The following is a 19,843-nucleotide window of genomic DNA, read 5'->3' as shown; positions in this document are numbered from 1 at the left end:
TCCATGGCCATAGTTGGTCAGGGAAAGGTGAGCGTTCTTCCTTTACCCTCTTATCGTTCGAAGTGTTTACTTCGCTTCAGGAGAGCACCTTTTCCCTCATTTAACAGCGCAAAAAACATACGCTGTGAAAAAAAGGACGGTTGCCGGGTTTCTTCGGGCCTTGTTCCCTCCACCTGCTCAGAATAAGAGTATCCGTTACGAACTACATAATATAAAGTTGTACTCCCCCTGTCAAGTGAGGATTCAATTTCTAGTCGAAACTTTTCGCGCGAGATGTTAAACTGTTTATGCTGAAAGCGTTACCAAATAAAAAGAGATCAGCACATCAACAAAACATTGCTCCTTATTTAGTATGTCATATATAATGAATATGTCATACTATTCTAAGAGCCAAACCAACGTGGGGAAAGGTGGGGTCAGGATGCCGATGACGGTCCTGAATATCGAAGAACTACTCAAGAAGGAGCATGTGTTCAAACAACTCTCAGTTGCTGAACTAGTCGAACATGCGATTCGCAACGAAGAAGGCGTCCTTGCTGATAACGGAGCGCTTGCTGTGGAGACGGGGAACTTCACAGGCCGTTCGCCGAAGGACAAATTCATCGTCCGCGAGGCATCATGCGAGGCAGACATCGATTGGGGCAATGTCAACCAGCCGATGGAACCTGAGCAATTCGAGCAACTTCTCCAGAAGGTCTTGCGCTTCATGAGCGAGACGGACCGCCTCTATTTCACGGAAGCATCTGCGGGAGCCGATTCGCGTCATGCGCTCCCGGTACGGATCCTCACGCAATACGCGTGGCATAACCTGTTCGCGAAGCAGCTTTTCCTTCGCGAAGTATTGACGGATGCCGCGTTCGAACCATTCACTGTCGTCTACGCACCACACTTCAAGGCAGACCCTGAAGTCGACGGCACGAACTCGGAGACGTTCATCGCCGTCTCGTTCGACCATCGGATCGTCTTGATCGGTGGAACAGAATATGCGGGAGAGATCAAGAAATCGATCTTCTCCGTCATGAACTACCTGCTTCCAACTGCCGATGTCCTGTCGATGCACTGTTCAGCGAACGTCGGTCACGAGGGTGACGTCGCGCTCTTCTTCGGCCTGTCCGGAACGGGCAAGACGACACTGTCGGCCGATGATAGCCGTAAGCTGATCGGTGACGACGAGCATGGCTGGGCGAAGGAAGGTGTCTTCAACATCGAGGGCGGCTGTTACGCGAAGACCGTCAACCTGTCTCGCGAGAAGGAACCGCAAATCTTCGATGCGATCCGATTCGGCACAGTACTCGAGAACGTCATCCTCGACGACAAGCGGACACCGGACTATGATGACACGTCGTTGACCGAGAACACACGCGCCGCCTATCCGATCACAGCGATCGATAACATCGCCGTCCCTTCACTCGCCGGACATCCGAAGACGATCGTCTTCTTGACGGCAGATGCATACGGGGTCCTTCCTCCGATCAGCAAGCTGACGAAGGAGCAGGCGATGTATCATTTCCTGTCAGGCTACACATCGAAGCTCGCAGGGACGGAGCGCGGCGTGACGGAACCGGAGGCGACGTTCTCGACTTGTTTCGGGTCCCCGTTCCTCCCGCTCGCACCAGAGCGATACGCGACGATGCTTGGCGACCTGATCGACCGGCACGATGCGAAAGTCTACCTCGTCAACACAGGCTGGACTGGCGGCGCCTACGGTACGGGCAACCGGATGAAGCTCTCTTACACACGCACGATGGTCAACGCAGCGGTCAACGGCACGCTCGCAGACATTCCGACGGAGGAACATCCGATCTTCGGACTCCACATGCCGCTCGAGGTCCCCGGTGTTCCGAGCGAACTGCTCAATCCGGTCCGCGTCTGGTCCGATGCAGCTTCTTACGAAGAACAGGCAAGAAGTCTGGCAGAGAAATTCAGCAAGAACTTCGCCCGTTTCGCGAGTGCCGATGAAAAAATCAAACAGGCCGGTCCGAAGATTTGATCGCCTGATGCACTAAAAAAGATCGTCTCCCACTGACTCACGGGGAGGCGATCTTTCCGTTTTCAAGCCATTCGAGGGCAAGCCGGGTCACGGCCTGCTTTTCAAAAAATGGGAACTGATGGGCGAACGGATAAAGGATGATCTTCGTCCTCTCCGGGTACGCATCATGATAGGCGATGGCATGCCGGGCTGTGACGTTCCGATCTTCGCGCCCTTGCAACAACAGCACCTCACCGTTCGGTTCATATCCGATCGGCGAGCGGACCGCGTATGCATCCGGGACCTCATCCGGCGTCCCGCCTGTATACTTCCTCAGCATCTTGCGCATCGTCCGCTGTTCCTCATACGTCCAGGCGAGGTTCGTCACGCCGGCCCAGGAGACCGTCCGCGCGACGTCCCGATGGTGAGCGAGCAGCAGCGCCATCTGACCGCCTCTGGAGAATCCGAAGACCGAAACGCGCTCCGTCCGTTCCGCGAGCCAATCGTAAGCACCTGTCGCGTCGAGCAGATCCTGGTCTCCGAAGTCTTCCTTCCCGCTGCCACCGAAGTTGCCTCGATAAAATGGGGCCATCACGAGAAATCCGGCATGCGCGAATGCCATCAGCCTGGCACGGCGAACCATCCCGATCCCACGCGTCCCGCCTCTCAGGTAAAGCAGCCCCTGACCGTTCGGTTCATGCGGGAAGACGACGTAGGCGCCGACCCTCTCGCCGTCCGAAGTATGGTACCAGACGCGAAACGTCCGGTGCGGGCCCTGTGGCGGCAGTTCAAACCAGTCGGCGTTCGGCGAGTACACGCAGCGTCTCCGGAAGGACACGGTCCTTCATCATGAAGCTGTATTGTTTGTTCTGCTCGAGGCGCTTCGGCAGGCGCTCGAACAGGAAGGCACCGTCCGTCTCGTCGACGGCCAGATGCTTCTCGAGTGCAGCGATCTTCGCGAAGTAGATGTTCTTGATGACGGTGTCACCGCGTCCCCGGACACGATACTGACCGATGTAATGCATCTCGTCGATCCGTCCGCCCGTCTCCTCCATCACTTCCCGGCGCGCGGCCTCCTCGGCCGTCTCGCCCTGCTCGACCTTACCGCCCGGAAATTCATAGCCCCGCTGCTTGTGGCGCGTCAAGAGCCATTTCCCCTCATAGACCGCAATCACCCATACGTGGAGCGGCCGCTGCGAGAACGGATGATCTTCGAAGCTCAGTTCGACTGGATTTTGATAGAAATCTAAAAACGTGATCACGTCGCGCGCACCTCTTTTCTTCTTCTAATTCCACTTTACCTGTTTCTCAGCCATTCTAAAAGTGAAACACTGCGCCTTCCCTTTCTTCAGAAAAATCGGCGAGCCTTGAACGACAAAAAGACACCCCGCTGCCGCGGGGTGCCTGAATGAATCAAAGACGTGCTTCGAGTTCTGCTTTTTGTGCTTCGAATCCAGGTTTTCCAAGGAGTGCGAACATGTTCTTCTTGTACGCCTCGACGCCCGGCTGGTCGAACGGGTTGACTCCGAGGAGGTAGCCGCTCATCGCGCACGCCTTCTCGAAGAAGTAGAACAGGAATCCGAGGTGATAAGGCGTCATCTCCGGAAGCTCGACGACGAGGTTCGGCACTTGACCGTCCGTGTGTGCGAGGAGCGTCCCTTCAGCAGCCTTGTCATTGACGAACTGGACCGACTTGCCTTCAAGGAAGTTCAGACCGTCAAGGTCCTGCGCGTCCTTCTCGATCGTCAGTTCATGGCGCGCCTTACCGACCTTGATGACTGTCTCGAACAGGTCGCGGCGCCCTTCTTGGACGTATTGGCCCATCGAGTGGAGATCCGTCGAGAAATCGACAGCCGCAGGGAAGATTCCTTTGAAGTCTTTGCCTTCCGATTCTCCGTAGAGCTGTTTCCACCACTCCGAGACATAGTGAAGTGCCGGTTCGTAGTTGACGAGCAACTCGATCGTCTTCCCTTTGTTGTAGAGGGCGTTACGGACGACTGCATACTGATACGCTTCGTTCTCTGCCAGGTTCTCGTTAGCGAAGCGCACCTGTGCGTCTCGCGCGCCGCTCATGAGTTCGTTGATGTCGATGCCCGCAGCTGCGATCGGAAGCAATCCGACTGGCGTCAAGACCGAGAAGCGTCCGCCGACGTCATCCGGAATGACGAACGTCTCGTACCCTTCGGAATCCGCGAGCGTCTTCAGTGCGCCGCGCGCCTTGTCCGTCGTCGCGTAGATCCGGTTCTTCGCTTCGCCTTTGCCGTACTTCTCTTCCATGAACGATTTCAGAAGACGGAACGCAAGCGCAGGTTCAGTCGTCGTCCCCGACTTCGAGATGATGTTGACAGACACATCCTTACCTTCGAGCACTTCGAACAAATCATGCATGTATGTCGACGAGATGTTGTGGCCGGCATAAATGATTTGTGGCGCCTTGCGCTCTTCTTTCGAAAGCAGGTTGTGGAACGAATGACCGAGCATCTCGATCGCCGCACGCGCTCCGAGATACGATCCGCCGATTCCGACGACGAGCAGGACGTCCGAATCCGATTGGATCTTCTTCGCCGCCGCTTCGATCCGCGCGAACTCCTCTTTGTCGTAGTTCGTCGGGAGGTCGACCCACCCGAGGAAGTCGTTTCCTGCGCCCGTTCCGTTGTGAATCGCTGCGTGGAGACCTTTGACCGTGTCCGTCATGTAGTCAACTTCATGCTGTCCGACGAACTGCAACGCTTTTGAATAATCGAATTTTACTGTCGTCATTATCAATCGTCCTCCTTCAATTGCGCACCTGTCGTGCGACCTTCCATTCCATTAAAGCGCAAGAAGGAAGGTCATTCAACAGTTTATTGTGAAATAGTTCGCAAATTTTAGAGTGATGCCGTCACGATGTCACGGACGTCTTGCTCACCAAGCGACTTGAAGTTTCCGAAATCACCGCGCGACATCGCGGCTTTGACGATCGGTTCGACCGTCGATGCGTCGATGTCGTAGTTCGCAAGATGCGTCGGCGCACCGAGCGATGTCCAGAACGCGCTGAGCGCGTCGATCGTATCGTTCGCCATCTTCATCAGGTCGTCCTGACGCTCGAGGTTGAAGACGTTCTCGCCGAGTGTCGCGAAGCGATGCGCGTTCGATTCGTCGAGGACGTGGCGCATCCAGTGCGGATAGAGGATCGCGAGTCCGCCAGCGTGCGGGATGTCATGGACAGCAGAGACGGCGTGCTCGATGTTGTGCGACGCCCAGTCACCGCGTGCGCCCATCTGCAGGACGCCGTTGAGTGCCATTGTCCCTGCGAACAGGATCGTGCCGCGCAGCTCGACGTTCTCGAGGTCCGAGACGAGTTTCGGCGCAGCTTCGATGACGGCTTTCAAGACGCCTTCCGTCATCCGCTCTTGGACCGGTGCGTTCGCCGGGTGGAAATATTGCTCCAGGCAGTGTGTCATCATATCGACGATGCCGTAGATCGTCTGATCCTTCGGTACCGTGACCGTGTAGTTCGGATCGAGGATCGAGAACGTCGGATACGTCAGCGGGCTGCCCCAGCCGTATTTCTCCTGCGTCTCCCAGTTCGTGATGACCGATCCCGAGTTCATCTCGGACCCTGTCGCAGCAAGCGTCAGGACCGTCCCGAATGGAACGACTTCCGTCGGGATATGTTTGCGGACGACGATATCCCACGTATCGCCTTCATAAGGAATCGCTGCCGCGATCAATTTCGTGCAGTCGATGACCGATCCGCCGCCGAGTGCGAGCAATGCGTCGACACCTGCCTCACGGGCGATCTTCACGCCGCGTTCCGCCGTCGTCAGACGCGGGTTCGGCTCGACACCGTCGCATTCGACGTACTCGATCCCGGCTGCCTTCAGTTCACGCGTCACGTCATCATAGACGCCGTTGCGCTTGATGCTGCCGCCACCGTAGACGAGCATGACCTTCTTCGCGCCAAGCGCCTCAAGCTCAGCTGAAAGCTTATCGACTTGTCCTTCGCCAAAAATCAGTTTCGTTGGATTACGATATTCGAAGTTTTCCATTTCTCTCGACCTCCTAAGTAGTTGAACACCTTACATTATCCACACTTTCCCGTTCCGCCTCTAATCTAACGCTCACGATGCTTCTGAAAACAAAAAAAAGAGAACCGACCAATGCCGGTTCTCTCGTGTGGGAATTACTTCTGGAAGTTCGATTTCTCGATCCACTCTTCCAATTTGCCTTTCAACACGTTGAAGCCAGGAGCTTCTTCTTGTTTGAAAGCAGGACCTTCGTTGCGACGACCAGCGTTTTTGCGTGGGCCTTTCGCGCGAGCTTCGCGTTTTGGTGCTTCTTGCGTCGCTTTGATCGAAAGTTTCATCTTACCTTTTTCTTCATCGATGTCGAGGACTTTAACAGTCACTTCATCGCCGACTTTAACGTAATCGTTGATATCTTTTACGTAGTCGTGTGAGATCTCAGAAATGTGGACGAGACCTTGTGTTTGATCATCGAGTGCTACGAAAGCACCGAAGTTTTGGATACCCGTTACTTTACCAGTAACGATTTGGTCTTTTGCAAAGTTTGCCATGGTTTTACACCCCTAACTAAATTCATCAACTTATAATAACACATTTTTTCCGGTTGTAAAAAAACTTTTTTGAATTTGTTTCATTTTTCTTCAGTAAGGGAACATTTTTGATAAGCAAGACTTCAAGTATTCCCCCTGATTCTGCCGGACTTCCACGGAAGTCCGGCCTTTTTTTTTGCGCAAAAACGCTTCCCTTCTTTTTTAGAAGGAAAGCGTCCCGTCTGCTCAAAGATCGTCGAATCCGTTCGCATCCGTCACCTTCGCGTACGAACGTGATTTCTGCTCGAAGAAGTCGGATTTCGTCGCATTCATCGATTCATCCGAATACGCACGGATCCATGGCATGACATCTTCATCATGCCCCTCATACAGATCGTTCAAGCCGATGACACGCAGCCGCTTGTTCGCGAGATATTTGACGTAATCATGCATCTCGCTGACATCGAGCCCGTCGAGGTCGCGCAGCACGTACTCACTCCACTCCGTCTCGAGTTCGACGGCACGGGCGAACGTATCGTACGTGAACTGCGTGAACGAACCGTCGGCGTCGATCTCAGGATGCTCCGCGAGCACGGCGCGCAGGAGCTGACTGATGAAGTAGGAATGTTGAAGCTCGTCGCGCTGGATGTAGCTGATCATCGTCGACGTCCCGACCATCTTCTGATGCCGGGCCAGGTTATAGAAGAAAGCGAATCCTGAATAGAAGTTGATTCCTTCGAGGACGATCGAGGCGACGAGCGCCTTAGCGAAGTTTTCCGGCGTCTGTTCCGACCGGAAATTCTCATAGAGATCGATGATGAAGGTATTGCGTTTCATGACCATCTCGTCGTCCTTCGCGATGTCGAAGATCCGGTTCTGCTCCGAGAGCGGAACGAGACTCGACAAGACGTAGCTGTAAGACTGGTTGTGGACGACCTCCTGCTGGGCGACGATTGCGAGAATCGCGTGAACGGAAGCGTCCGACGTGAACAGGGCCGACTCGAGGATGTAACGGGTCTGCACGGAGTCGAGGATCGACAGAAGACCGATGATCCGCTTGAAGGCATCCTGTTCCCGTTCGTTCAGCTGGTTCCACTGTTGCATATCCTTCGACATCGAGATCTCATCCGGGATCCAGAAGTTCGACAGCAACTGTTTATAGATCGAGTAGAACTGCGGATAGGCGATATCGTTCCAGTTGACGATCGCGCTCGTCTCGCCTCCGATGATCGCCGTCGAACGGTTCGGGCTTTTTGGTTCAAGCAGTTTGATTTTCTGTAATTGCTCCATTGTTTTCGACTCCCTCGTGCTGTAGTTGTGCGATGACGCGCCGCGTCCAGTCCTTGACGACGTACGGACGGCTTCTCGGGGACTGCTCGATCTTCAGCAGGTCCGATGCGAGCGGAACGCCGTGTTTCATTAGATGGTAGGCCATCTCGTCGACGGCACGGCAATACTTGACGAACATCTTGTCGCCCGTGCCGAAGACGGCGGCCTGCTCGATCCGGTTCGGATTGTCCTTCAAGAGAAGACGCAGACAGTCGCGCATCTCCTCCGGCAACTCCCCGTCGCCCCATGTATAGGATCCGAAGTAGACGATGTCGAATCCGGCGAGCGATCGCTTCGTGACTTCGTCCGCAAGAAACAGCTTCGTCCGCAGGCCGGCTTCCTCGCACGTACGTGCGACGAGCTCCGCTGCTTCCTCCGTGTTTCCACTCATCGATGCATAGACGATCGCTGCTCTCATCCCCATCGTCTCCCTTCTCTTGGTTTCGTTAAGACGAGCACGACTCGCATTCGTCGATTTCGACCGTCGTCGAGCGCGTATAATAGATCGTCTTCATGCCGAGCTGCCATGCCTCGAGATGCATCGCGAGCAACTCCTTCGCCTTGATGTTGTTCTTGACGTACAGGTTGAAGCTGATCGATTGATCGATGTGGCGGCCTCGTGCCGCGTTCTGGCGGATGCTCCACAGCTGATCGATCTCGAACGCTGATTTATAGAACCAGTTCGTCTCCGGCGTCAAATCCGGGACCGTGACCGGGATCTTGTAGTTTTTCTTCTCTTCCGCATAGACCTTCTTATAGATTGGGTCGATCGAAGCCGTACTGCCGGCGATGATCGCGGTCGACGAGTTCGGTGCGACAGCCATCAGGTAGGCGTTACGCATCCCGTTCGTCCGGATATCGGCCTGCAGCCCCTCCCAGTCGAGCTCATCCGAATTGCGGTAGCCGCGCCGTGCGAAATACTCGCCCGTCTGCCATTCCGAACCTTCAAAGACGTCATAAGCGCCCTTCTCCTCCGCGAGCCGCATCGAAGCCTGAATCGTCAGGTAGGCGATCTTCTCGTATAGCTTGTCCGCATAATGGACCGCCTCGACCGACTCCCAGCGAATGCCCTCGAGGGCGAGCAGGTGGTGCCAGCCGAACGTCCCGAGACCGACCGCACGATACTTCTTGTTCGTGATCTCGGCTTGCGGCACGTCGATCGTATTGAGGTCGATGACGTTGTCGAGCATCCGCATCTGGATCGGTACGAGGCGTTCGAGCACGTCCGCTCTGACGGCCCGCGCGAGCGCGATCGAGCTGAGGTTGCAGACGACGAAGTCGCCAGGCGTCTTCGTGACGACGATCTTGCCGTCCCGCGTGTACTCCTCCTCGACCGTCGTCGGGCTCATGTTCTGCATGATCTCCGAGCAGAGATTCGAGCTGTAGACCATCCCGGCATGTTTGTTCGGATTCGCTCGGTTGACGGCGTCGCGGAAGAACATGTACGGCGTCCCTGTCTCGAGCTGTGAGCGCATGTAGCGCTTGACGAGATCGATCGCCGGAATCGTCGTCCGGCTGAGTCGCGGCTCGTTGACACAAGCGAGGTACTTCTCCGTGAAACTGCCGCCCGTCTCCGTCTCGTCGAAATGATCCTCGAGGCTGAAGCCCATCACCGTGCGGATTTCGTGCGGATCGAACAGACACCAGTCGCCGCGTGCCTCGACTTGGCGCATGAAGTGGTCGGGCAGGCAGACCCCTGTGAAGATGTCATGCGTACGGAGACGCTCGTCTCCGTTGTTGAGCTTCGCGTCGAGGAACTCGAGGATGTCTTTATGCCAGATGTCGAGATAGACGGCGATCGACCCTTGGCGCATGCCGAGCTGATCGACTGAGACCGCCGTGTTGTTGAGCTGCTTCATCCACGGTATGACACCGCTCGAGACACCTTTGAATCCACGGATGTCGGATCCGCGGGAGCGGATCTTGCCCATGTAGACACCGATGCCTCCGCCGCCTTTCGAGAGTGTCGCGACGTCCGTGTTCGAGTCGTAGATGCCGCGGAGCGAATCGTCGACCGTGTCGATGAAGCAGGACGAGAGCTGTCCGTACGATTTCCCCGCGTTCGAGAGCGTCGGCGTCGCGACCGTCATGTAGAGGTTCGAGAGCGCCCAGTAGGCTTCCTTGACGAGTCCGAGGCGTCGCTCCTTCGCTTCCTTCTGCATGAGGGTCATCGCGATGACCATGAAGCGCTCTTGCGGCAACTCATATAGTTCCTTGACATGGTCACGGGCCAGGTAGCGGTCCGCGAGCGTCCGAAGCCCGATATACGTGAACAAAAGATCGCGCGACGGATCGATCGCGAGGGCGAGCTCATCGACCTCCTCCTTCGTATAGGCCTCGATCAAGGCCGGTGCAAATATCCCCTTGTCCGTCAGCTTCTCGATCAGACCATGAAGCGAACCGTAACGCTCTTCCGGTGCATAGCCGCGATTTCGGCTTGCGTCGAGGTAGAGGCGATTGAGGTAGAGGGCGGTCGCGACGAACGTCCAGTCCGGCTCCTCCGCCTTGAGCATGTCGAGTGCGTGCATCGTCAGCAGTTCATAGACGTGGTCAGCTTGGAGCGTCTTCCCCTCAAGTGCCCGAATCGCCCGTTCTGTGTAACGTTCGACGTCGAGTCCTTCGAATGAGGCGGTGACTTGCCCGATTAGTTCGTATACGTCTTCGATTGTCATCGCACCTGTAAAGATGCGTACTGTCTTCAGTGGAGATGCCACTATGAACCACTCCTATCCTGTTTCGTTCGACAGGTTCGCCTGTGATCAAAAAATCGGCTAAACTAAGAAAAGGACGCCCATATATGGAAAGAACGTATTTTTCAATACTCTATATATAGACGTTTTACCCGTTTTAAAACCTGTTTATGTACAAGATATAGGTTATCACTGAAAAAGATAAAAGTTACCCCTTGCATTGAAAATCAGGTCAAACAAATTCAAAAAGGCGCTGTGTCGCGTTTTGAGATATTTTGAGATAAGGAGAAATCAACATTATGAGGTCAAAAGAACTTTTAAATAAATATGATCCATTTCACCTAGGGGAAGGTAATTATGACACCGAAATGTCTGCTATACTGAACCTACTCACCATCCACGACGCGGCCGCTCCACTTGCCGCCGCGATGGCGGATGTATTCGAGGAATCTTTCGGGGAATCCCCGGATCGGCAGGAACTCGAGACGCTTGCGGCGAAGTTGCTTGCTTGCGAGGATTCCTGCGCACTTTGAGAGGAGCTTACAATATGCAAGTCGATTACACACCAAACCCTAACGCAGTAAAGATCACGCTCGCGGAAAACCGCTTCGGCGCGAAAAGCACGAGTGTCAGAAAAGGCGATACACCGGAAGACCAGCTGCTCGCCGCCCTCATCACGCTCGACGGTGTCGACAACCTGTTCGCATACGGCGACTTCGTGACGGTCACGAAGGAAGAGACTGCCGATTGGAACGCCCTGTTGCCGACGATCGAATCACGCATGTAATGAGCAAAAGACACCTGACGCGTCAGGTGTCTTTGTGCAAGGAGGAGAAAACATGACTAACGTCTCTGTCGTCATTCCTACTTATAACCGCGAGAACGAGTTGCGCGACGCGCTCGACTCGCTCGCGCGTCAGACCTACACGCCGTTCGAGGTGATCGTCGTCAACAACGGCGAAGGCACCCTCGACTGGATCACGGAACGAAACGATCCGTTCCCAATTTCAATCGCCTCGATCGGCGAGAATCATCACGTTCGCGCACGAAATCACGGCGTCACGATCGCCCGGGGTGAATATATCATGCTGCTCGACGACGATGACGTCCTGCTGCCGACACATATCGAGGAGCTCGTGCGCGACCTCGACGCCGGTGCAGACCTCTCCTATACGGACGCCGAACTGTTCGAATATACCGTCAAGGACGGACGGCGCTTCGTGACCCATTTCGAGCCGTTCGCCTACCCCTATGATAAAGAAGAGATGCGCGTCGATTCGACATTCATCCCGTCGGGTGCGATGTACCGTCGTTCCCTCCATGACGAACTCGGTCTGTTCGACGAAGACGTCTATAATTACTGGGACTGGGACTGGATCCTTCGCGTCGGTGAGAAGCACCTCGTGCTGCACCCTGCACGCGCGACGATCCTCTATGCCTTCCATCCGGAGGGCAATCATGAATCGGCGAGACAGGATGAGAAGCGGCGCGAGTATTTCAATCTGCTCTGCCGAAAACACGAACTGCCCGCCACCGAAATGAAAAACTTCCACATCGTCCAGGCCGAACGGCGGGGAAAACGCCGCGATACCCGGCGCTCGTTCGATGGCCGCCTTTTAGAAAGTGAGTGAACGTCATGTATACAGAACAACAGCTTGAACTGCTTGAACTACTCGCGACGAACGGACAGATCGATCCGGGACTCGCCGCTCAGATGCTCGGACTCGAGAAGGAGGATGTCATCGATTCGATCGAACGCTTCAAGACGGACGGCGTCCTTCTCGGTTTCACCGCCGTCATCGACTGGCAGAAAATCCATTCACACCAGGGCGTGACGGCCTTCATCGACGTCAAGGTGACACCGAAACGGGGCCGCGGCTTCGACGAGGTCGCTGAGCGGATCCACCGCTTCCCCGAAGTGACATCGCTCTACTTGATGTCAGGCGCCTACGATCTCCAGGTCGTCATCGAAGGTAAATCGCTCCAGGAAGTCGCCCAGTTCGTCTCGGAGAAATTGTCGACGCTCGACTCCGTCATCTCGACGACGACCCACTTCCGGCTCAAGACGTACAAACACGACGGCGTCCTGTTCAGCAAGGACGACGATGACAAACGTCTGAAGGTAACGCCATGAAGCCGCTCGCAGACCGCGTCGAACGACTCGCCCCGTCAGGCATCCGCCGTTTCTTCGACCTCGCCGGTTCGATGGAGGACGTCATCTCGCTAGGCGTCGGAGAACCGGATTTCGTCACACCATGGAACGTGCGCGAAGCGAGCTTCGCCGCACTCGAACAAGGATATACGGCTTACAGCGCGAACGCCGGATTACTCGAACTCCGGCGCGAGATCAGTTCCTATATGAAGACGTTCGGCGCCTCCTATCGCCCGGAAGACGAGATCATCGTCACGACCGGTGCATCCGAAGGGCTCGACCTCGCCTTCCGTGCGCTCGTCGATCCGGGAGACGAGGTGCTCGTCGTCGAGCCCGCCTTCGTCTCCTACGGTCCGCTGATCGAGCTTGCAGGCGGCGTCGCCGTCCCGGTGTCCTGTGCGCCGGAGGACGGATTCACCGTCCAGGCCGAGACGATCGAAGCCGCGATCACGGAGCGGACGAAAGCGATCATCTTCTGCTTCCCGTCGAATCCGACCGGATCCGTCATGTCGCGCGACCAGCTGGCAGACCTCGCCTTGATTGCGAAGAAACACGATCTATGGGTCATCAGCGATGAGATCTATGCGGAGCTCTCCTATGAGGAGAAGGCGACCTGCTTCGCCACTCTTCCGGGCATGCAGGAGCGGACGATCATCATCAACGGCTTCTCGAAGGCGTTCGCGATGACCGGCTGGCGACTCGGCTTCACGTGCGCCCCGCCGGACGTCACGCGCGCGATGCTCAAAGTCCACCAGTATGGCATGATGTGTGCACCGACGCTCGTCCAGTTCGCCGGTATCGAAGCACTCCGTTCGCGCGAGCGGACCGTCCCGCCGATGGTCAAGAGCTACCGGCAACGCCGAAACTACTTCGTCAAGGCACTCAACGACACGGGACTCCCGACGCATCTGCCTGGCGGCGCCTTCTACGCGTTTCCGTATGTCGGCCATACCGGTCTCTCGAGCGAGGAGTTCGCCGAGAACCTGCTCATGACCGAGCGGGTCGCTGTCGTCCCGGGTAATGTGTTCGGGACGTCCGGTGAAGGATATGTCCGCGCGAGCTATGCCAGTTCGATGGAGCATCTCCAGGAAGCGATTCGCCGAATCGACCGCTTCATGGCCCAGTTGCCTCAAGCACCGAAACACGTCATCAAGAAATGATGAAAACCGCGAAGTCCGAACTTCAAGGGACAGGAAGACACGATGTGTCGAGTCTTGTCCAAAGAAGACGGGCGTCGCGGTTCTTTTTTTCTCATTCACTTTCAAGCAACAGGAACAAACGGTTGGCATCCTCCGAATGATACGGTGAGACGGCACCAAGCTGCGGTGCATAGACCTCAAGGCGATAAGGTGCCCCCTTGAACGAGAGCGGTGTCTCCTCCTTGATGATCCGCCCCATCTGCTCGGCCCGCTCCTTGACGGTCAACAGGGAATCGGTCCGGTCGATCGGTGCCTCAAGGACGAACCCGTCGATTCCTTCGACCTGCGCACAGCGCAGGAAGCGACGGAGCGACGGCAAGGCGAGACGGACGTTCTCCTCAAGCGTTCGATCCGACTCGTAGACAGGCGCTCCCCAAAGCAGCTCCTCGCTGCCGGTCGCACTCTTGAAGTGGTCGATCGTCTCTTCAGTGATTGGATCGCGTGTCAGAGCGAAGCGTTCCTTGTCGCGGGCGACGTTCTTCGCGTTCGTCTGATCGATCTCGACCATCAAGTCGAGGCCGAGTTGCCGGGCGAAGCGGAACAGCTCCCGCTGCAGGCGGGCGAGCGACAGTCCGATCGGGACGATCTCATCGTCCGGTTTCGGCGGCTTGTCCCCTTCATATCCGTTCATCGTCCGGGCGACTTGTCCCGCCTCGTGGACGATCCGGTAGAAGGACGGCGCCTCCTCGTCCGAAAACGTCCCGAGGGACTCGTGCAGGAAGCCGAGGCGCGCCCGGTATTGATTGGCGAGGCACGTCGAAATCATCAGCACGTCGACGAGCTCGTCCTTGAGCAGCTGTTCATCCTTCGTCTCGAGCGCTTCCCCGACCTCCCCGATCTCTTCCATCAAGCGCGCGAGGCCGGACAGCGGCCGGAAGTATCCGCCGAGCGTCCGGATCGTCGCATCAATCTTTCGTTGCAGTTCGTCCATCCGTCTCACCCTCCGCGATTTCTTTGATCAGAATCTGTTCGGCCTTCTCCTTGTGCGTCCGGCTGAACGCCTTCGTCTTCCGCCATTCATAGACGGCTGCGATGCTTGCCGCGGCAAGTGCCGCGACTGTTCCAAGTCCTTTTCGGTTCATCACATTTCCTCCTCTTTCGGAAAGCGTCATTATCAAATATTCGTGATATGATTGTCATACTACATATTAGAGAAGGTGATCCTATTGTCATCCGAGCGTTTATGGCAGCTCGTGCGATTCATCGGCGTGATTGCGGCGGTCATCCTGACCGGCTGGGTCCTGCTCCGGCTCGCTACACTTCTTTACCCGTTCGTCATCGCATTCCTGCTCGCGATGTTCAGCCGACCGCTCGTCGACTTCTTCCAAAAGAGGCTGAAGCTGAAGCGCGGGGCAAGTTCACTCCTGTCGATCACGTTGATCAGCGGATTGCTCATCGGTGCGCTCGTCCTGATCCTGATGCAGCTGATTCGCGGACTCGTCTTCGTGGCGAATCAGCTGCCTGGCCAGATTCAGGAGTTGTCGCTCTTCTTCCAAAAGCTCTACAATGAGAAACTGGCTCCGATCTGGAGCGACGCATGGGATGCGCTCAAGACGCTCGAACCGTCCCAGCAGAACACGGTCCAGGACAGCATCCAGACGCTCGGCAGCTCGCTTGCACGCTTGATCGCAGAAGGATCGAAGAGCATCGCAGGGACGTTGCAGAGCGTCCTCGCGACGCTCCCTTCGATCGCCCTCATCCTCATCATCGTCCTGCTCGCCTGGTTCTTCATCGCGAAGGACTGGACGAACTATGAGGAGCGGATGCGTCGCTTCGAGCTCAAACCATGGTTCGCCCGGTTCGACACTGTCTTCTCGAGCTTGAGACGGGCACTGTTCGGATACGCGCGGGCTCAGCTCACCTTGATTTCGATCACGTTCGTCATCGTCCTGATCGGATTGCTCATCTTGCCGGTCGAGCACCCGTTCACGATCGCCTTCATCGCGGCATTCTTCGACATATTGCCTTATCTCGGGACCGGCTCCGTCTTCCTGCCCTGGATCGTCTACTCGATCATCACCGGTAACACGACGATGGTCGTCGGTCTTTCGATCCTCTATGCGGTCGTCCTCGTCCAGCGCAACGTGATGGAGCCGAAGATCGTCGGCGACAACATCGGCATCCACCCGATCACGGCGCTCGCCGCCCTCTACGTCGGCGTCCAATTCTTCGGAATCATCGGACTGATTCTCGGACCGATCGTCGCCGTCGTCATCAAAGCACTCTACAACGCACAAGTCTTCCATTACATGTGGGACTTCGTCAAAGGCACTCCGTCGACTTATCGTTGACGGGGTGTTTTCTCATGCAGCGTCTTGAGCGTCATCAAAATGGCGAAGATGGCCGCGAACACGAGCAGACCGAGCGTCAGCCTCGACTCCGAGCGGTCGTAGACTGCGTAACTGAGTATAGTCAGCGCGTAATAAGGAAGAAGCTTCACTGCGCCTCACGCTCGATGAAACGATAGAGACTGCGGACCATGACACCTGTCGCGCCTTTCGGTCCGAGTTCGCTCGCTGTGTTCTGTTCCGACGTGCCGGCGATATCGAGGTGGAGCCATGGCGTCTCTCCGACGAACTCCCCGATGAATGACCCGGCGAAGATCATGGCGCCCATCCGCCCCGGCGAGTTGTTGAGGTCCGCGACTTCCGAACGGCGCACCTGTCTGATGAACTGATCGACATACGGCATCTGCCAGACCATCTCATTCGTCTCCTGCGTGACCGCTTCGAAGCGGCGATAGAGTTCCTGATCGTTCGTAAGAACGCCTGTGATTTCCATCCCCAGCGCAACGAGGACACCTTCAGTCAACGTTGCGATATCGATGATCATCCTCGGATCGAACTCCTTGGCATATGTGACGGCGTCAGCCAGGATGAGACGTCCTTCCGCATCCGTGTTGAGCACCTCGATCGTCTTCCCGGCCATCGACGTGATGACGTCGTCCGGCTTGAACGCGTTGCCCGAGATCATGTTGTCCGTCGCCGGAATGACGCCGATGACATTGGCAGCCGGCTTCAGACGTCCGAGCGCCTCGAACACGCCGAATACGGTCGCGGCTCCGCCCATGTCTCCCTTCATCCCTACAATCCCGACTTTGGATTTGATCGAGTAGCCGCCCGTGTCGAACGTCACTCCTTTTCCGACGAGCGCAATCGGGTCTTCATCCCCCGCTCCGTTGTATTCGAGGACGATCAACTTCGGTGGGACGGTCGAACCTTGATTGACGGCTAGCAACGCGCCCATCCCGAGTTCTTCCATCTCCGACTTATCGAGAACCTTCAGCTTGAAGCCGTGCCGTTCGGCGAGAAAACCAGCTTCTTCGGCCAGTTTCGGCGCTGTCAGGATGTTGCCCGGCATCGTCACGAGACGGCGTGCGAGATTTGTTCCGGCCGCGAGCGCTTCGCCGCGGTCGACCCGCGCGCCCTGCTCCGTCCAAATCGACAGCTCAAGTTCGTAAGGCGTCACTTGCTTGCCTGTCTTGTAATGTTCCACTTCATATGTCGCGAGCAAAAACGTCTCGGCAACCATCTCAGCCGGCTCTCCCGGGAACGTCGTCGCATCGACCGCGACATCAGCAAGTCCCCGCTCCATCAAGTAACGTGCCGCTTTCCCGATCAGACGCCGGACCTCATCTTGCGACAGGTTGTCCGCCTTACCGAGTCCGACGAAGAGGACACGTTTCACCTCTCCTGAAAGTGTCGGCAACAGGCGCAGCTCGCCCTGCTTCGTCGAGACGTCCCCCGCACGCATCCATTCCTCGAGCCGATCCGGATAGAGCGCGTGCAACTCCTCCTTGATTTTGCCGTTGCCAGAAATACCTGCTACGAGTACCTCTGTCTGCTGCGTATAGTCGACCTTCTTTTCCATGCTGAACATCTCCCTTCAGACTTCTCCTTATAAGTATGAAGAAATGTGATATGTTTTCCAAGAAAAAACCCCTTTCCATTTGTAAGCGGTATCATCTGAAAGTGTTCGAGGAATTGTCGAATTGCTTGATTTCAAACGATTGTTGGACGGTTTACGAGTATGTTAGGATGAACGAGTGGAAATGGCGACAGCGCTTTAAGAACGACTTGCAGCATGGAATAAAATGTCTACGTTTTCATTTTGGGAGAGGCCTGAGTCGACCCGTTAAGAGAAAAGCGTTTATGGGTAATACCATAGGTAGCGTAGAAACGGTGTCACTGAGGTAAAAAAATTATCTGAAAAGAGGGTAATGCAAATGGCACAACACATTAAAGGAATCGGCGCTTCTGCCGGTATCGCGATCGCAAAGGCTTTCGTGATGGAGACGCCAGTATTCGACATTCCAACGAAAACAATCGAGGACGCAGCAGCCGAGAAGGCACGATTCCAGGCAGCTATCGCAAAATCGAAGGGTGAACTCGAGATCATCCGTGAGAACACGCTTCAGCAACTCGGTCCGGATAAAGCAGAGATTTTCTCTGCCCACCTCTTGATCCTGGAAGACCCGGAGATCATCAGCCAGGTCAACGCGAAAATCGACGAGAAGGTCAACGCTGAAAAAGCACTCGACGAAGTCGCACAGATGATGGTCATGATCTTCGAATCGATGGATAACGAGTACATGCGTGAACGCGCAGCTGACGTCCGTGACGTCACGAAACGCGTCATGGCCCACCTGCTCGGCATCACGTTCGTGACACCTGCTCAAATCAACGAAGAAGTCATCATCATCGCAGAAGACTTGACGCCTTCTGATACAGCACAACTCAACCGTAAATACGCAAAAGGGTTCGCGACGAACATCGGCGGACGGACATCGCATTCGGCAATCATGTCCCGTTCCCTCGAGATCCCGGCTGTCGTTGGTACGAAGGTCGTCCTTCAGGAAATCAAGCACGGGGATCTCGTCATCCTTGACGGCGCGGAAGGCGATGTCATCGTCCATCCTTCTGACGAGCAGGTCGCAGAGTACGAAGCGAAGCGCGAAGCGTTCCTCGCTCAAAAAGAAGAATGGAAGAAACTGAAAAACGAGAAGACGATCACAGCGGACGGTCATCACGTCGAAATCGCTGCGAACATCGGTACGCCGAACGACGTCAAAGGCGTCCTCGAGAACGGTGCTGAAGCAGTCGGTCTCTACCGGACGGAATTCCTCTACATGGATGCGGAGACGTTCCCGACGGAAGAAGAACAGTTCAACGCCTACAAGACCGTCCTCGAATCGATGGGCGACAAGAAGGTCGTCATCCGGACACTCGACATCGGCGGGGACAAGGAACTCCCTTACCTCGACCTCCCGCATGAGATGAACCCGTTCCTCGGATACCGGGCGATCCGTCTCTGCCTCGATCAGACGGATCTCTTCCGGACGCAACTCCGTGCCTTGCTTCGCGCAAGTGCATACGGCAAGCTTGCTGTCATGTTCCCGATGATCGCGACGCTCGAAGAATTCCGCGCAGGTAAAGCTCTCCTCCTCGAGGAAAAAGCGAACTTGATCGCAGAAGGCGTCACTGTCTCAGAGGACATCGAAATCGGTATGATGGTCGAGATCCCAGCGACAGCGGTCATGGCGAAGCAATTCGCGAAGGAAGTCGACTTCTTCTCGGTCGGTACGAATGACTTGATCCAGTACACGATGGCAGCAGACCGGATGAACGAGAAGGTCTCGTACCTCTATCAGCCGTTCAGCCCCGCAATCCTCGGTCTCTTGAACAACGTCATCACGGAAGCACACAAAGCAGGCAAATGGGTCGGCATGTGTGGTGAGATGGCAGGCGAAGAGCTTGCGATCCCGATCCTGCTCGGTCTTGGTCTCGACGAATTCTCGATGTCGGCTTCATCGGTCCTGCGCGCGCGCAGCCTGATGAAACGATTGAACAAGCAGGAATGTGAAGCGATCGTCGAACAAGTACTCGACATGGATACGGCTGAAGATGTCGTCAACTTCCTCAGCACGACGTTCGATATCAAGAAGTAAGCTCTTTTCCCCTCCGAAAT

Annotated in this window: 20 protein-coding genes and 1 riboswitch; of the genes, 8 read left to right on the top strand and 12 right to left on the bottom strand. The window is 55.9% G+C overall.

The genetic code is table 11. The features are described from left to right. Window positions 1-47: 47 nt before the first annotated feature. Window positions 48-189: riboswitch (SAM riboswitch) on the bottom strand. A gap of 232 nt (window positions 190-421) precedes the next feature. Next, a complete protein-coding gene (pckA, locus tag DFG60_RS02900; RefSeq protein ID WP_198661532.1) occupies window positions 422-1,990 on the top strand; it encodes a phosphoenolpyruvate carboxykinase (ATP) in 1,569 nt (522 codons plus the stop codon). A gap of 37 nt (window positions 1,991-2,027) precedes the next feature. Here pckA and DFG60_RS02895 read toward each other — a convergent pair whose 3' ends face one another. The 8 genes from DFG60_RS02895 to DFG60_RS02860 form a co-directional block, all read right to left on the bottom strand. Further along, the gene (locus DFG60_RS02895) at window positions 2,028-2,786 is read right to left on the bottom strand and encodes an alpha/beta hydrolase family protein (RefSeq protein WP_114570234.1); all 759 of its coding nucleotides are present in this window, start codon (window positions 2,784-2,786) and stop codon (window positions 2,028-2,030) included. Further along, a complete protein-coding gene (ytkD, locus tag DFG60_RS02890) occupies window positions 2,758-3,231 on the bottom strand; it encodes an RNA deprotection pyrophosphohydrolase (RefSeq protein WP_114570233.1) in 474 nt (157 codons plus the stop codon). The genes DFG60_RS02895 and ytkD overlap by 29 nt, the downstream gene beginning before the upstream one ends. 151 nt (window positions 3,232-3,382) lie before the next feature. Continuing rightward, window positions 3,383-4,732, bottom strand: a complete 1,350-nt coding sequence (locus DFG60_RS02885) for a glucose-6-phosphate isomerase (protein ID WP_114570318.1) — start codon at window positions 4,730-4,732, stop codon at window positions 3,383-3,385. A gap of 104 nt (window positions 4,733-4,836) precedes the next feature. Continuing rightward, window positions 4,837-6,000 (bottom strand): iron-containing alcohol dehydrogenase, encoded by a 1,164-nt coding sequence (locus DFG60_RS02880; protein ID WP_114570232.1) that lies wholly within the window; start codon window positions 5,998-6,000, stop codon window positions 4,837-4,839. A gap of 134 nt (window positions 6,001-6,134) precedes the next feature. After that, entirely contained in the window at window positions 6,135-6,527 is a 393-nt protein-coding gene (gene yugI, locus DFG60_RS02875; protein ID WP_114570231.1) for a S1 domain-containing post-transcriptional regulator GSP13, read from the bottom strand. Between the two features lie 225 nt (window positions 6,528-6,752). Further along, on the bottom strand, window positions 6,753-7,796 hold the full coding sequence (locus DFG60_RS02870) for a ribonucleotide-diphosphate reductase subunit beta (RefSeq protein WP_114570230.1): 1,044 nt from the start codon (window positions 7,794-7,796) through the stop codon (window positions 6,753-6,755). Next, a complete protein-coding gene (locus DFG60_RS02865) occupies window positions 7,765-8,253 on the bottom strand; it encodes a flavodoxin domain-containing protein (protein ID WP_114570317.1) in 489 nt (162 codons plus the stop codon). The genes DFG60_RS02870 and DFG60_RS02865 overlap by 32 nt, the downstream gene beginning before the upstream one ends. A 28-nt stretch (window positions 8,254-8,281) precedes the next feature. After that, window positions 8,282-10,549, bottom strand: coding sequence for a ribonucleoside-diphosphate reductase subunit alpha (locus DFG60_RS02860; RefSeq protein ID WP_114570229.1), 2,268 nt, complete (start codon window positions 10,547-10,549; stop codon window positions 8,282-8,284). Window positions 10,550-10,824: 275 nt separating this feature from the next. Here DFG60_RS02860 and DFG60_RS02855 point away from each other — a divergent pair, with 275 nt between their 5' ends. The 5 genes from DFG60_RS02855 to DFG60_RS02835 are packed head-to-tail and all read left to right on the top strand — an operon-like array spanning window position 10,825 to window position 13,837. Next, window positions 10,825-11,058, top strand: coding sequence for a DUF1871 family protein (locus DFG60_RS02855; protein ID WP_114570228.1), 234 nt, complete (start codon window positions 10,825-10,827; stop codon window positions 11,056-11,058). A 14-nt stretch (window positions 11,059-11,072) separates the two neighbouring features. Further along, window positions 11,073-11,312, top strand: a complete 240-nt coding sequence (locus DFG60_RS02850) for a NifU N-terminal domain-containing protein (protein WP_114570227.1) — start codon at window positions 11,073-11,075, stop codon at window positions 11,310-11,312. Between the two features lie 52 nt (window positions 11,313-11,364). Further along, window positions 11,365-12,156 (top strand): glycosyltransferase family 2 protein, encoded by a 792-nt coding sequence (locus DFG60_RS02845; RefSeq protein ID WP_114570226.1) that lies wholly within the window; start codon window positions 11,365-11,367, stop codon window positions 12,154-12,156. A 5-nt stretch (window positions 12,157-12,161) separates the two neighbouring features. Continuing rightward, window positions 12,162-12,659 (top strand): Lrp/AsnC family transcriptional regulator, encoded by a 498-nt coding sequence (locus DFG60_RS02840; RefSeq protein WP_114570225.1) that lies wholly within the window; start codon window positions 12,162-12,164, stop codon window positions 12,657-12,659. Beyond that, entirely contained in the window at window positions 12,656-13,837 is a 1,182-nt protein-coding gene (locus DFG60_RS02835; protein WP_114570224.1) for an aminotransferase, read from the top strand. Before DFG60_RS02840 ends, DFG60_RS02835 begins: the two co-directional genes overlap by 4 nt. A 91-nt stretch (window positions 13,838-13,928) precedes the next feature. Here DFG60_RS02835 and DFG60_RS02830 read toward each other — a convergent pair whose 3' ends face one another. Both DFG60_RS02830 and DFG60_RS13595 read right to left on the bottom strand, forming a co-directional pair. Beyond that, a complete protein-coding gene (locus DFG60_RS02830; RefSeq protein ID WP_114570223.1) occupies window positions 13,929-14,807 on the bottom strand; it encodes a MazG nucleotide pyrophosphohydrolase domain-containing protein in 879 nt (292 codons plus the stop codon). After that, window positions 14,782-14,958, bottom strand: a complete 177-nt coding sequence (locus DFG60_RS13595) for a hypothetical protein (RefSeq protein WP_157964470.1) — start codon at window positions 14,956-14,958, stop codon at window positions 14,782-14,784. The genes DFG60_RS02830 and DFG60_RS13595 overlap by 26 nt, the downstream gene beginning before the upstream one ends. Before the next feature lie 84 nt (window positions 14,959-15,042). On the opposite strand from DFG60_RS13595, the gene ytvI reads away from it, so the two are divergent. Beyond that, entirely contained in the window at window positions 15,043-16,167 is a 1,125-nt protein-coding gene (ytvI, locus tag DFG60_RS02825) for a sporulation integral membrane protein YtvI (protein WP_114570222.1), read from the top strand. Here the strand turns inward: ytvI and DFG60_RS13590 are convergent. Together DFG60_RS13590 and DFG60_RS02820 are read right to left on the bottom strand one after the other, a co-directional pair. Next, a complete protein-coding gene (locus tag DFG60_RS13590) occupies window positions 16,158-16,316 on the bottom strand; it encodes a hypothetical protein (protein ID WP_157964469.1) in 159 nt (52 codons plus the stop codon). The two genes, ytvI and DFG60_RS13590, sit on opposite strands and share 10 nt — an antisense overlap. Further along, window positions 16,313-17,746 (bottom strand): leucyl aminopeptidase, encoded by a 1,434-nt coding sequence (locus DFG60_RS02820; protein WP_332871671.1) that lies wholly within the window; start codon window positions 17,744-17,746, stop codon window positions 16,313-16,315. The genes DFG60_RS13590 and DFG60_RS02820 overlap by 4 nt, the downstream gene beginning before the upstream one ends. A 355-nt stretch (window positions 17,747-18,101) precedes the next feature. Between DFG60_RS02820 and ptsP the strand changes: the two genes are divergently transcribed. Continuing rightward, window positions 18,102-19,823 carry a phosphoenolpyruvate--protein phosphotransferase gene (gene ptsP / locus DFG60_RS02810; protein WP_114570219.1) on the top strand — a complete coding sequence of 574 codons (1,722 nt, stop codon included), beginning with the start codon at window positions 18,102-18,104 and terminating at the stop codon, window positions 19,821-19,823. Window positions 19,824-19,843: the final 20 nt, after the last annotated feature.

This window comes from Exiguobacterium flavidum (genome assembly GCF_003344535.1).
GTDB classification, from domain to species: Bacteria; Bacillota; Bacilli; order Exiguobacteriales; family Exiguobacteriaceae; genus Exiguobacterium_A; species Exiguobacterium_A flavidum.
The sequence above is the reverse complement of the archived record's forward strand: the minus strand, read 5'-3'. Positions and strand labels throughout refer to the sequence as shown.